This window comes from Clostridium paraputrificum, from assembly GCF_900447045.1.
Lineage (GTDB): Bacteria > Bacillota > Clostridia > Clostridiales > Clostridiaceae > Clostridium > Clostridium paraputrificum.
This window is the reverse complement of the sequence record NZ_UAWH01000017.1, coordinates 44,460-57,537: the sequence shown is the minus strand read 5'-3', so window position 1 is coordinate 57,537 and position 13,078 is coordinate 44,460. Positions and strand designations below refer to the sequence as shown.

General features: G+C 29.2%; 13 protein-coding genes and 1 other annotated feature. Of the genes, 11 read left to right on the top strand and 2 right to left on the bottom strand.

Features of this window, described 5'->3' with window-relative positions:
* Positions 1-20 precede the first annotated feature (20 nt).
* A complete protein-coding gene (locus DR024_RS15015; protein ID WP_055254746.1) occupies positions 21-1,886 on the top strand; it encodes a HAMP domain-containing sensor histidine kinase in 1,866 nt (621 codons plus the stop codon).
* Positions 1,864-2,526: a response regulator gene (locus DR024_RS15010; RefSeq protein ID WP_027098533.1), complete on the top strand. Its 663-nt coding sequence runs from the start codon at positions 1,864-1,866 to the stop codon at positions 2,524-2,526. Before DR024_RS15015 ends, DR024_RS15010 begins: the two co-directional genes overlap by 23 nt.
* Before the next feature lie 44 nt (positions 2,527-2,570).
* Here DR024_RS15010 and asnS read toward each other — a convergent pair whose 3' ends face one another.
* Positions 2,571-3,965: an asparagine--tRNA ligase gene (gene asnS, locus DR024_RS15005; protein WP_027098532.1), complete on the bottom strand. Its 1,395-nt coding sequence runs from the start codon at positions 3,963-3,965 to the stop codon at positions 2,571-2,573.
* Positions 3,966-4,028: 63 nt separating this feature from the next.
* Positions 4,029-4,267 (bottom strand) — a binding site (T-box leader).
* An 88-nt stretch (positions 4,268-4,355) separates the two neighbouring features.
* Between asnS and DR024_RS15000 the strand changes: the two genes are divergently transcribed.
* From DR024_RS15000 to DR024_RS14980, 5 genes are all read left to right on the top strand, one after another.
* Positions 4,356-4,778, top strand: coding sequence for a cytochrome b5 domain-containing protein (locus DR024_RS15000; protein WP_051195977.1), 423 nt, complete (start codon positions 4,356-4,358; stop codon positions 4,776-4,778).
* A gap of 99 nt (positions 4,779-4,877) precedes the next feature.
* Complete coding sequence (locus tag DR024_RS14995; RefSeq protein WP_111919102.1) at positions 4,878-5,870, top strand: DUF4178 domain-containing protein; 993 nt, start codon at positions 4,878-4,880, stop codon at positions 5,868-5,870.
* Positions 5,871-5,873: 3 nt separating this feature from the next.
* Positions 5,874-6,998 carry a DUF4178 domain-containing protein gene (locus tag DR024_RS14990; protein ID WP_034866442.1) on the top strand — a complete coding sequence of 375 codons (1,125 nt, stop codon included), beginning with the start codon at positions 5,874-5,876 and terminating at the stop codon, positions 6,996-6,998.
* A gap of 15 nt (positions 6,999-7,013) precedes the next feature.
* On the top strand, positions 7,014-7,436 hold the full coding sequence (locus DR024_RS14985) for a DUF350 domain-containing protein (protein WP_027098529.1): 423 nt from the start codon (positions 7,014-7,016) through the stop codon (positions 7,434-7,436).
* 39 nt (positions 7,437-7,475) lie between these two features.
* Positions 7,476-9,002, top strand: coding sequence for a polyamine aminopropyltransferase (locus DR024_RS14980; protein ID WP_111919100.1), 1,527 nt, complete (start codon positions 7,476-7,478; stop codon positions 9,000-9,002).
* A 72-nt stretch (positions 9,003-9,074) separates the two neighbouring features.
* Here DR024_RS14980 and DR024_RS14975 read toward each other — a convergent pair whose 3' ends face one another.
* Entirely contained in the window at positions 9,075-9,773 is a 699-nt protein-coding gene (locus DR024_RS14975; RefSeq protein ID WP_027098527.1) for a metallophosphoesterase family protein, read from the bottom strand.
* Between the two features lie 115 nt (positions 9,774-9,888).
* Here DR024_RS14975 and DR024_RS14970 point away from each other — a divergent pair, with 115 nt between their 5' ends.
* The 4 genes from DR024_RS14970 (at position 9,889) to DR024_RS14955 (ending at position 13,072) form a co-directional block, all read left to right on the top strand.
* On the top strand, positions 9,889-10,971 hold the full coding sequence (locus DR024_RS14970; protein WP_099314258.1) for a M24 family metallopeptidase: 1,083 nt from the start codon (positions 9,889-9,891) through the stop codon (positions 10,969-10,971).
* 123 nt (positions 10,972-11,094) lie between these two features.
* Positions 11,095-11,463 (top strand): GntR family transcriptional regulator, encoded by a 369-nt coding sequence (locus DR024_RS14965; protein ID WP_027098525.1) that lies wholly within the window; start codon positions 11,095-11,097, stop codon positions 11,461-11,463.
* Positions 11,456-12,328 carry an ATP-binding cassette domain-containing protein gene (locus tag DR024_RS14960; protein ID WP_027098524.1) on the top strand — a complete coding sequence of 291 codons (873 nt, stop codon included), beginning with the start codon at positions 11,456-11,458 and terminating at the stop codon, positions 12,326-12,328. The genes DR024_RS14965 and DR024_RS14960 overlap by 8 nt, the downstream gene beginning before the upstream one ends.
* Positions 12,329-13,072 (top strand): hypothetical protein, encoded by a 744-nt coding sequence (locus tag DR024_RS14955; protein ID WP_027098523.1) that lies wholly within the window; start codon positions 12,329-12,331, stop codon positions 13,070-13,072.
* Positions 13,073-13,078 lie beyond the last annotated feature (6 nt).

Sequence of the window (13,078 nt, the reverse complement as noted above, 5' to 3'; positions counted from 1 at the left end):
GATGAGGAATAAGTTAGATTATGAAAAGTATAAAATCAAAAATATATTTAATTTTAGTTGTGTTTATTTTTTTTACTGTTGGAAATAGCCTTGTATCTATAAATTATTTTAATAAGCTTCAAAAGTCGATAGAGTCAATAATGCTTTCTAATTATGACAGTGTTGTTGCTGCTCAGAGCATGAATGATGCTATAGAAAGGCAAGACAGTATTGAGCTGGCTTTTATCTTTGAAGAGAATTTAAGTCTTGGAAGTGAATATGAATCTAACCATATGAAATTTTTAGAATGGTTTTATAAAGCAAAGGATAATATTACGGAGGATGGAGAGGGGGAAATTATTTCTAATATAGAGAAGCATTATGTAGAATATACAAATAAGGTTAATAAACTAGAAAAGCTAAAAAGTAATGAAGGAAATAATATTACAAGTAGATATTATTATACCGATGTATTACCTTGCTTTGAAATATTGAAAAAAGAATGTAGTAATCTTTTAGAAATAAACCAAAATTCAATGTTAACTAAAAAGTTAGAGTCACAAAGGTTAGCTGATAAAGCTAGTTATTCAACATTGGGAATGTCAATGGTCGTATTACTATTAGGGATGTCTATCATGTGGTATCTGCTAAATAAACTTATTCATCCATTAGAGGATTTAGCAGTAGGAATAAATGAGGTATCAAGGGGGAAATATGAGTATTCTATACCACTTAATAGAGAAAAAGAGGTAAATTATATACTAAATGATTTTAATATAATGGTATCTAAATTAAGAGAGTATGAACAATTAAATATTAATGAGATATTAAGAGAGAAACAAAAAGGTGAAGCAATAATAGAAAGTATAGATTCCCCCCTTATTGTTACTGATGGTAGCAATAAGATTAATATGGTAAATAAATCAGCAGAAAGACTTCTTGACGTTAAAGAAAAAAATATATTTGGTAGACATTTCCTTGAGGGGATAAATAATAGAGATATTTTTAATATAATAAAAAAATCAAGGGAGTCTATTAAAGAATATAAGGGAGTTGAATATATAGAACTTGGGGAAGGGGATTTAAAAAAGTATTTTAAAGTTATATCAAATCCGATATGGTTTAGGAATGAAAAAAATATTGGTACTGTAACAATAATGCAAGATATAACTAAGTTTAAAGAGATAGATAACATGAAATCTGAATTCATATCCACCGTTTCTCACGAATTTAGAACCCCATTAACATCTATAATTATGGCTGTAGAGCTACTTAAAGAAGAAGCCTACGAAGGAGAAGAAGGAAAAAAAGAATTGCTAGATATTATAAGTAATGATAGCGATAGGCTTAATAATCTTGTGAATGATCTTTTGGATTTATCAAAAATGGAATCTGGGAAGATAGTAATGGATATAAAAGAATTTGATATATCAAAAACAATAATTGAAGTAAAGAAATCATTTAAGATGCAATTAGAAGAAAAAAAGGTAGGATTAAATATAGATATAAATGGAGTTAATAAGAATGTAAAAGCTGATGAAAGTAAAGTTTCTTTGGTTTTAGCTAATTTATTAGGTAATGCCTTAAGATACGTTGATAGTAACGGTGAAGGGTTAATAGAGATATCTGTTAAAGAAGTTAATAATACAATGCTTATCTCTGTTAAAGATAATGGAGAGGGTATTGAAGAATGTGATCAGAAAAAGATATTTGATAAGTTTGTGCAAATAAAAAGCAATAATAAAAATAATTCTGGAAGTTCAGGATTAGGTTTAGCTATTTGTAAGGAGATTATAAAGGCAAATAGTGGTGATATATGGGTAGATAGTATTATTGGTGTAGGAAGTACTTTTTATTTTACTCTTAAGCTTGGAGGGGTTATTTATGAAAAAGATATTAATAGTTGATGATGAAAGTAATATTAGATTAGGGCTTAATAAATGCCTTGCAAAGGAAGGGTACTATATAGAAGAAGCTAGTAACGGTGAAGAGGCATTGCAATTAATTTATAATAAAAAATATGATCTTATTTTAATGGATGTACAAATGCCAGAATTAAATGGATTTGATGTGTTAAAAAGAATAAGAAAGTTTGGAAATTCAACTAGAGTTATCATGATGACTGCATTTGGAACAGTTGAAATGGCAGTAGATTCTATGAAGATTGGAGCAGTAGATTTTTTGAGTAAGCCATTTACTATTTCTAAAGTTAGAGATGTTGTAAAAGAAGTATTAGATAAAGATATGAATATTTTAAGAGTAGATAAAGATATCTCAAGATATATAGAAGAAGCTAGAGATGCTATCTTTAACAAGGATTATGATAAAGCTAAATTCTGCTTAAAAGAGGCGTTAGTGAATGACAGTAGTAGTGCAGAAATACAAAATCTTCTTGGAGTTATTGAAGAAAAAACAGGAGATAGGCAATTAGCACAAAAATATTATAGAGCAGCGTTATCTCTAGATCCTACATATGAGCCAGCAGATAATAATTTAAAAAGGACAGCAATGTTTAATAGCTTTAGTTCGAAAGTTGATTTAGGATAATAAAGAAAAGCTAGTAAACAAGCTGTTTACTAGCTTTATTTATATTAGAAATCAGATTGTCCTGTAGTTCTTGGGAATGGTATAACGTCTCTTATATTGCTCATACCAGTGATGTACATGATTAGTCTTTCAAATCCAAGACCAAAACCAGCATGTTTAGTTTCTCCATACTTTCTAAGTTCTAAATACCACCAGTAATCTTCTTCCTTAAGACCTAATTCAGCCATTCTGCTCTTTAATACATCAAGTCTTTCTTCTCTTTGACTTCCTCCAATGATTTCACCTATTCCAGGAACTAAACAGTCAGTTGCTGCAACAGTTTTTCCATCATCATTTAATCTCATATAGAATGCTTTAATGTCTTTTGGATAATCAGTAACGAATACTGGCTTCTTAAAGTATTCTTCAGTTAAATATCTTTCATGTTCAGTTTGAAGGTCTATACCCCATTCTACGTCATATTCAAAAGCTTTACCGCAGCTTTTTAATATTTCAACAGCTTCTGTATAAGTAACTTTACCGAAGTCTGAAGAAACTACATGGTTAAGTCTTTCTAGTAATCCTTTATCAACAAATTGATTGAAGAATGCCATTTCTTCTGGACATTCATCCATAACATACTTGATTACATACTTTAACATATCTTCTGCAAGTTCCATATCATCTTGTAAATCTGCAAAAGCTATTTCAGGTTCTACCATCCAGAATTCAGCAGCATGTCTTGCTGTGTTTGAGTTTTCAGCTCTAAATGTAGGACCAAAAGTATAAACATTTCTAAATGCAAGTGCAAAAGTTTCAGCATTTAATTGTCCTGAAACTGTAAGGTTAGTCTCTTTACCAAAGAAATCTTCCTTAAAGTCTATAGCGCCTTCTTCAGTTTTTGGGATGTTGTGTAAGTCAAGAGTAGTTACTCTAAACATTTCACCTGCACCTTCACAGTCACTACCTGTTAATATTGGAGTGTTAGTGTAAACAAAGCCTTGTTCTTGGAAGAACTTATGAATAGCATAAGCTGCAACTGAACGAACTCTGAATACTGCTGAAAAAGCGTTACTTCTTGGTCTTAAGTGAGCTATTGTTCTTAAATACTCAAAAGTATGTCTTTTCTTTTGTAGTGGGTAATCAGAGTCTGATAAACCTTCAACAATAACTTCCTTTGCATGAATTTCAAATGGTTGCTTAGCTTCAGGAGTTTCAACTAGAGTACCTATAACTGTTATTGATGAACTAATAGGTAACTTAGAAACTTCTTTAAAGTTTTCTAGTTTGTTATCAAAAACTACTTGAATGTTTTTGAAGAATGATCCATCGTTAACTTCTATAAAACCAAAAGCATTTGAAGCTCTTAAAGTTCTAATCCATCCTGAAATTGTAATGTCTTTTGATAAATATTCACTTGTGTTTCTGTAAAGTGATTTTACTAATGTTGATTTGTTCATTTCATACCTCCTGTTAATATTAATAGTTATTTTATCCTAAAAATAAAAAAACTTTCATCCTATTATCAGGACGAAAGTAAAATTCGCGGTACCACCTAATTTGCTATAAATAGCCACCTTAATAGACACTATATAATGTCTTCCAACTGTAACGTGTTGGCTACGTCTAAGTCTACTTGTTATAAAACTTTCGGTTAGAAACTCGGAGATGTTCTTCATCATTAGGCTTCGTATAAGGCTTACACCATCCCTTATTCGCTAAGACTACTTCCTAAGATTACTCTTCTCGTCAAAGTTAATAAAATATAATAAGTAAATTTTACAATACTTTTCTAACAAATGCAACTTATCTATCATACATTATTATAGATTATGATTTTGGAGGAATATATGAACCAAGAAAAATTGTTATTAAAGAAGTTTAATAGACTAAATTACTTAAAGGGGGTATTAGTGTCCAGAAGTGAAGAAGACAGAGAAGCTATAATAGAAGAAATAAAAGATATTATAGATGATATTGAGTTAATTATTAATGATTCTAATGAATCTGAAAATAATGAAGAAGTAACTGGATATAGATCAGGTAAAGAATTTACCTTAGAAGAGCTAGAAGGGTTTGATGGAAAGAATGGTAATAGTGCATATGTAGCTGTGGATGGAACTATATATGATGTTACTGAAAGTTCTTTTTGGAGGAGTGGTAATCATTTTGGAGTGCAAGCGGGAAAGGATTTGACAGAGCAATTCTATTCATGTCATTCCAACAATTTAGAATCTATGAGAGGTATAAAGGTAGTTGGCATACTTAAGTAATAACTAGAGTATAAAAAGAGTAGTGAACAAAGATTAGATTCATTACTCTTTTTTGTATGCTTATTACTCTTTGTGGTAAAATATAGGAGGGTGAGTGAGGTGTTCTTTAGGACTAATTCTAAATTGAAAATTGATGATAATAATTATAGAGTTATTGGGGTAACAACATTTTCTAATATGAATACTAAAGAAAAGTGGGCAGAATATATATTGGAAGATTTAGATAGTAATAAAGTATGTTGGTTAGAAGTAAATGAAGCTTATAAAGAATACATATTATTTCAAAATAGAGAGTTTTTTAGGGGAATTGACTCTAATGAATTATTTAGTAATAATTTTATTTTATATAGTTCAGGAACTGCAGAAATAGTGGTTAATACCGGACTTTCCAATAGGAGTAATGGAGATGAAATAAAGTATAGAAGGTTTGAAAATGAATTTATAGGAAAGGTTATAGAATATAAAGGATGGAATGATGAAGAGGAATATTCAATAGGGGAATTTATAAATGAAAATAGAATAAGTGTACCAACTAGTAGTGTAAAAACAGATTTTGATGGGGTAAAAGATGAAGATGGAATGTATGATAATATATATGAATTAAATGTTGTAGAAAACTCTGATGAAGAAAGATTTAGAAAAACTTCATATTCTATCTTTACTATTTGTCTAGTACTTATTTTAATATTTTTAGGGATTAAGTTTATTGGAGTAATAAGGGGAGAAACCCTTGATAATGTAGTTAGGTTTGATGAAAGTTTTACTTACAAGGTATCCTTAAGTGATGGTGATAACTTAGCTAATGTATATATGTCATCACAAACACTAGAAAAAACAAAAAATAGCATATTAAACAAGGCCAGTGTAAATTACAAAAACAAAGACATAGAAACTGGCACTATAGTACTTATGAATGATAAAGAAATTTGTATTATTTATACTAGTTATTTAGGAGATATATTGATACAAGTAAGTAGTAGAAAATATGATGTTAATGCAGGAATATATGATGCTACTGAAGAGGTGAAAAACATATATATAAAAAGTTTTGATTTATATAATTCAAATAAATTGAGTTTTTTTGGGGGGTAAAAAATGAACTTTGATATTAATTCTAAGATAAAGATAGAGGGAATCTTATATTCAGTATTAGGGAAAATATCATTTATAAATTATGCTGATAATTATAAATGGACAGAGTATAAAGTAATGTGTGCTAATACAAAAGAAATAAAGTGGCTAAGTGTTGACGAAACTTATGATGAATATGCACTATATACTCAAAAAAATAGCTCTAGGGGATTTAGTGAGGATGAAATACTGAAAAAAGGATATAAAGAGGCCGACTATGGTACGGCTAAGGTAACTTATGTCGAAGGAGTAAGTGATACACAGGTTGGAGATAATGTAAGTTATAGGGAATTTGAAGATATAACAGAAGAGAAAGTTATTTCTATTGAAGATTGGGAGGGAGATAAGGAGTATTCAACAGGATATTATTTAGATAAAGGTGAGATTACTAGAGAATATACAACAACATATGAAGAAGATAGGTATGCTAATAGTGCAGATTCTTCACATAAATTAAGAAATAATACGTTGTCAATTTTTATAGGTGGAGTTGTAGTTTTATTGATACTTATGTCTTTAGTAGTTTTTTTTACATCAACCAGTGGAAGTGGTTCTAGAAAAATATCAGAATATTTAAAGACAAGTATTAACTATGAATATAGCACTTCTATAACATCAGAAGTTGAAAGTGATGAGAGGGCTGATGTTTATAAGACAAGCTTGACTGTAGACGGTTCATCAAAAGATATAATAGATGGAATAGATGGCGATGTGGAGGATGTTCAGGAGAATCCAGATGACGGTACTGTGGCAATACTAACTAAAGATGAATATTGCTTAGTATATTTTAGTGAATCTAATGAAACATTGGTTCAAGTAAGCTCAAGGTTATATTCTTATACAAGCAGTAATGCTCCATATAGAGCAAGACATAGTTCTGCGTCTTATTATAGAAGATATTATTATTCCAGAGGATACAATACAGATAGGACAAGATATAATAAAAAGACAACAAGTTATGAAAACTATGATGATGGAACAATTAATCCAAATACTAATGATAAATATAAAAATTATTCAGAGAGTGTAAGGCAAAGTAGTACAAGTTCTAGACCTACATCAGGTGGGGGAACAAGTTCAGGAAAGTAAAAAGGGGGATATATAATGCAAGATATTTTAATAACAATTTTTTATTCATGTATAGGTATAGTCTTAATGACATTAGGAACTTTCTTGGTAGATTTAGTAATACCATGTGATTTTCCTGTAGAGATAAAGAAAAGAAATTTAGCAGTAGGATATATTATGGCTGGATCATCTATTGCAGTTGGAATAATATTAAGGGCAGCGGTAATGTCTCCAAGTATATCTAATACGACACAAACATTACTAGAGGGGATAGGAAGTACAGTGTTATATTTCTTTATAGGAATGATATTTTGTATTATTGGGTATTTGTTTATGAAGGTATTCAATAAAAAGTATGATTTAAATAAGGAGATAGGTGAGGGTAATCCTGCTGCAGGAATAATGGTCATGGGAATGTTTATAGGATTAGCATTATTAATTAGTGGAGTAATATATTAAGTGTGATAAAATCACACTTAATATTTGTTGGTGATTTAAATGGAAGAAGATAAGAAATTTAATTATAAGATACTGATGATGACAACATTGATAATATCAGGTTGTTCTATAATATATGAAGTTTTAATTAGTTCAGTAAGTTCATATTTAGTTGGAGATAGCATTAAGCAATTTTCAATAACTATTGGATTATATATGTGTGCAATGGGAGTCGGCTCATATTTATCTAAGTTCATTAGAAAGCACTTGTTTGACTGGTTTGTACTTGTGGAGTTAGGCGTTGGGATATTTGGAGGAATAAGTTCATTGATACTATTTTTATCAAATGTATATATAGAATCTTATGAACTTGTTATGTATATACAAATTATATTAATAGGAACTCTTGTGGGCTTAGAAATACCTTTACTAACTAGAATAATTGAGGATAATGCAAAGAATTTAAGGGTAACATTATCAAGCATATTTAGTTTTGATTATATTGGAGGGTTAATAGGATCTATAGCTTTTCCATTAATTCTTTTACCTAAGTTTGGGTACTTTGCTACAGCATTTTTAACAGGAACATTAAATATAATAATTTCAATTATTATAATTCTTAAGTACAAAAATTATATAAAGAATATTAATTTATTCAAGATAAGTGCTGTATTAGCTTTATTATTAATGCTTTTAGGCACAATCTTTTCTGAGAATATAGCGAATAATATAGAAAGTAAGCTATACAGGGATAAAATAATAATAAAAGAACAAACACCATATCAAAATATAGTAGTTACTAAGCATAAGGACGACTTAAGATTATTTATTAATGGAAATATTCAATTTTCAAGTTCTGATGAATATAGGTATCATGAAAGTTTAGTTCATGTTCCTATGTCAGTGTCAAAAAGTAAGAGTAAAATATTGATTCTTGGCGGTGGGGATGGACTTGCTGCTAGAGAAGTACTTAAATATGAAGATGTTGAAAATATAACACTAGTTGATTTAGATGAAGATATGGTTGAATTATGTAGAAATAATAAGAACATAGTAGATATAAACAAGGGTGCATTAACTAGTAGTAAATTGAATGTTGTATATAATGATGCATTTAAATATCTTCAGGACAGTAATGATTTATTTGATGTAATATTAATAGATCTGCCAGACCCTAATGATGAAAATTTAAATAAGCTTTATACTAATGTTTTTTATAGACTTGTTGGAAGTCATCTAAATGAAGGTGGGATAATATCTGTACAGTCAACTAGTCCATATTATGCTAAAAAAGCTTTTTGGTGTATTAATAAAACATTAGAGGAAGAGGAGTTTTATGTTTTACCATATCATGTTCAAGTACCATCATTTGGTGAGTGGGGATTTCAGCTAGCATCAAGAAATCCTATAGATATAGAGAATATACATGTTGATGTAGAAACTAAATTTTTAAACAATGAAACCGTTGATAAACTTTTTTCTTTTAGTGAAGATGAGAAAGTTGATAAAGACAAACTGTTAAGCAATACACTTTCAAGACCTCAATTGATAGAGTATTACTTAGAAGCAGTTAATAATTGGAGGTAAAAAGTAAGCTATTGCAATTTTGCAATAGCTTACTTTTTAGTGATAGATAGTAAAAAATGTTTAATCCAATTTCTATTCAACGCCTTCTTCAAAACTTCTTACTAAAGCGGAAGGGAAGTTTAACATTTGCATATCTTTTACTATTCTTTTATATTCATAAGAAACGTGTCTTATTTTTCCTTTTATATTACCATCCTTATCGATGTCTAAAATACAATATGTTGAGTCAGGTGATCCTATTTTTGGCTTTCCTACACTACCATCATTAACAAATAATTTATTATTGTATTCTTTTATTGATGGGATATGTGTATGTGCACAAACTAAAACATCTTCTTCTAAAGAATTCATAATATTAATTGTGTTATCTGAATCCTCTAAAAGATATTCATTAATAGAATTGTTACTTCCGTGAACAAACTTTATTCTTTTACCATTAAACTCTAGAGTAATATTTGTAGGAAGATTATCTAGATAATATCTATTTTCTGCTCTTAACTCTTCAACAGTCCAAGGAAGAGAGAAAGAGTTAATTGCTGTATCTCTAATATAAGTGTATGCTCCATCTACTACAGAAGCGTCGTAATTACCTTTTATACATATTATGTTTTTTCTTCTAATCATAGAAACTACTTCATTTGGATGGGGGCCATATCCAACTAAATCTCCAAGACATATAATAGTGTCTACTTTTTGATCATCTAAGTCCTCTAACACTCTCATTAGTGCATAAATGTTTCCGTGTATATCTGATATAATTCCTATCTTCATTTAAATTCCTCCAATACACTTTATATATAAGTAATTATAGCATAAAGAAATAGATATTATAATTAATGTGATGTAATATAAGAATAAAGTAATTAATATTTTAGGAGTGAAACAAATGAAAGAAAATAGAGTAAATAAAGTACTAGAAAAAATGAAAAATGAGGGGTTAAAACAAATTTTAGTTTCAGCACCTCCAGCAATATTTTATTTAACAGGGAAATGGTTTCATCCAGGGGAGAGAATGGTTACGCTTTTATTAAAGACAAATGGAGAACATAAGCTTATAGTTAATAAGTTATTCCCTGTAGAAGAGGAGTTAGGTGTAGATTTAGTTTGGTATGAGGATACAGATAAGCCGGTAGAAATATTAGCGTCATTTTTAGATAAAAGTGAAAAGATTGGGGTAGATAAGAACTGGCCAGCTCATTTCCTAATTTCTTTAATTGATATGAATGCTGCAAGTGGATATGTAAATGCTTCTCCAATTATAGATAGATTAAGAATGGTTAAAGATGAAGAAGAAAAAGAGTTAATGTTCATATCTTCTGAAAAAAATGATAGAGTAATTGAAAGGTTAATAAGTGAATTAGAAGAAGGAAAAACTGAAAAGTATTATGCAGAACGTGTAAAAGAACTTTATGAAGAAGAAGGTGTATTTGAATTTTCTTTTTCACCTATAGTTGCATTTAGTCCAAATGGAGCAGATCCTCATCATGGAACAGATAATACTGTATTGAAAAAAGGTCAAAGTATAGTAATTGATATTGGGGGAGTGTATAAATCTTATTGCTCAGATATGACGAGGACAGTATTCTTTGGATGTGAACCAAGTGAAGAAGACAGAGAAGTTTATGAAGTAGTTAAAAACGCTAATTTAAATGCAATATCTATGGTTAAGGAGGGAGTAAAATTCTCAGATATAGATAAAGCTGCGAGGGATTATATAGAATCAAAAGGGTATGGAAAGTACTTTACTCATAGAACTGGGCATAGTATAGGAATTGAAGATCATGATTTTGGTGATGTTAGCTCGGTGAACCATGAGGAAGTAAAAGAGGGAATGATTTTTTCTATAGAGCCAGGAATATATATCCCAGGAAGAATAGGCGTAAGAATAGAGGACTTAGTTATGGTTACTAAGGATGGATGCAAGGTTTTAAACTCTGTAACAAAAGATTTATTAGTAATAGAAAAATAAGCTTAAAAGAACTGTGTAAATACAGTTCTTTTATTTTATGGAAAAAAATTCTTGACGACAAAATTCAGGAGTGCTATAGTTAATTACATAAGTAACTAACCAATGAGGTGGGGAGGTGAAAATATGTTTGAGTTTAATGATGAGTCACCAATTTATATACAAATAGCTAACACAATAGAAGATGGAATTCTAAATGGGATATATGAAGAAGAGGAACAAGTGCCTTCTACAACAGAAATATCTGTGACATATAAAATAAATCCAGCAACTGTAGGAAAGGGATATAACCTGTTAGTTGGGGATAATATTATTTATAAAAAGAGAGGTGTAGGTATGTTTGTTTGTAGTGGGGCAAAAGAAAAGTTAAAGAAAAAAAGAAGAGCAACGTTTTTTGATAATTATGTATCTAAGTTAATAGAAGAAGGAAAAAGGTTGGGAATAACAAGTGATGAGGTAATAGAAATGATAAAAAGGGGGCTAAGTAATGAGTAATATTAAAATATCTGGGTTAGTAAAGACATATGCATCAAATAAGGTTTTAGATAATATATCTTTAGAATTTGAGTCGGGAAAGATTTATGGGCTTTTAGGGAGAAATGGAGCTGGTAAAACAACTCTTTTAAATTGTATAACAAATAGAGTATTTTTAAATTCCGGGGAAATAATTGTAGACGGAGAAAGCGCTATAGAAAATGATGTGGCACTTTCTAAGATATATTTTATGACAGAAAGAGATTTATTACCTACTGAATATAAGATTAAAGATATATTCAAGTGGACAAAAGATTTTTACAAAAACTTTGATATAGACTATGCAAAAAAACTAAGTGAATTATTTGAACTAAATATAGATAAAAAGCTAAGAAGTTTATCTACAGGATATAATTCAATATGTAAGATTATTATAACTTTAGCATCTAATGCAGAAGTGCTTATATTTGATGAGCCAGTTTTAGGTTTGGATGCAAATCACAGAGAATTATTTTACTCAGAATTGTTAAAGGTTTATGAAAAAAATGAAAGTACTATAATCCTTTCAACCCATATAATTGAAGAAATATCTGATCTTATAGAGTATGTAGTTATTATTAAGGATGGAAAGGTATTAAAGTGTAATTCGGTAGAATCATTAATCTCTGAATGTTATGCGGTATCAGGAAAGAGTGATAAGGTTGATGAATATGTAAAAGATAAAAAGATAGTATCAGAAGAGGTTCTTGGCGGATTTAAAAAAGTTACTATAGAGGGCAAGAGAAGTAATGAAGATAGTATGAAAGTTAAGGAGTTAGATTTAGAAATATCAAAAGTTGAGCTTCAAAAGCTATTTGTAAATTTAACAAGTAAGGGGGAAGTGTAGATGGATAAAGCAAAAAAGGTATGTAAATATCAAATAGAAACATTTATTAAACCAACTATAATATATTATTCAATATTTATAGCAGTAGTAGTTGTATTAACTATAGTAGCTAAATATAATGAAGGAAATTTTGTGTCATCAGGTTTAGAATTAAGTACATGGATTTTTATTTTTGTAACAGCTTTAAATTCATTTAAAAGTCCTTTCTACTTTTCACAAGCTAATAATGTTTCTAGAAAAAGTTTTTATTTAGGAACACTTTTTTACTCTGTTGTAGTCTCATTGGTGATTCCTGTGATAGATATTATAATCAATAGAATCTATAATTTATTTGTAGAGTGTCCAATGAACTATGATATGATTTATGGGAAAGTTAGAGATATAGCTTTTTTTGAAGGTGTATCATTTAAGGTTGATAATAGTATTACATCTCTTTTAGGAAATTACTTATTTTTAGTTGGAGTATTATTAGTTATATTTTCTATAGGGTTATTAATTACTACAGTATTGTTTAGACTAAACAATATTGGAAAGTGTATTGCTGGAGGAATTATAGCAACCCTTACAATAACATCAAGTTTTATTTCAGAAAGTTTTTGGGCTAATATAGGAAGTTTATTTTCAAATATATTTGGATATGGAAGTAGAAATGTTTATATTGGAGTAACAACTCTTGTTGTAATATCTTCCTTATGTTTTGCGATTAATTATATTTTACAAAGAAAAGCTGAAGCAACTAAATAAAAATTC

Bases quoted from the DNA above. Each gene is read 5' to 3' on its own strand.
- DR024_RS14970 (WP_099314258.1), top strand. From the start codon at position 9,889: ATGAAAGAAAATAGAGTAAATAAAGTACTAGAAAAAATGAAAAATGAG.
- DR024_RS14985 (WP_027098529.1), top strand. From the start codon at position 7,014: ATGCAAGATATTTTAATAACAATTTTTTATTCATGTATAGGTATAGTC.
- DR024_RS15010 (WP_027098533.1), top strand. From the start codon at position 1,864: ATGAAAAAGATATTAATAGTTGATGATGAAAGTAATATTAGATTAGGG.
- DR024_RS15000 (WP_051195977.1), top strand. From the start codon at position 4,356: ATGAACCAAGAAAAATTGTTATTAAAGAAGTTTAATAGACTAAATTAC.
- asnS (WP_027098532.1), bottom strand. From the start codon at position 3,965: ATGAACAAATCAACATTAGTAAAATCACTTTACAGAAACACAAGTGAA.
- DR024_RS14990 (WP_034866442.1), top strand. From the start codon at position 5,874: ATGAACTTTGATATTAATTCTAAGATAAAGATAGAGGGAATCTTATAT.
- DR024_RS14980 (WP_111919100.1), top strand. From the start codon at position 7,476: ATGGAAGAAGATAAGAAATTTAATTATAAGATACTGATGATGACAACA.
- DR024_RS14960 (WP_027098524.1), top strand. From the start codon at position 11,456: ATGAGTAATATTAAAATATCTGGGTTAGTAAAGACATATGCATCAAAT.
- DR024_RS15015 (WP_055254746.1), top strand. From the start codon at position 21: ATGAAAAGTATAAAATCAAAAATATATTTAATTTTAGTTGTGTTTATT.
- DR024_RS14955 (WP_027098523.1), top strand. From the start codon at position 12,329: ATGGATAAAGCAAAAAAGGTATGTAAATATCAAATAGAAACATTTATT.
- DR024_RS14965 (WP_027098525.1), top strand. From the start codon at position 11,095: ATGTTTGAGTTTAATGATGAGTCACCAATTTATATACAAATAGCTAAC.
- DR024_RS14975 (WP_027098527.1), bottom strand. From the start codon at position 9,773: ATGAAGATAGGAATTATATCAGATATACACGGAAACATTTATGCACTA.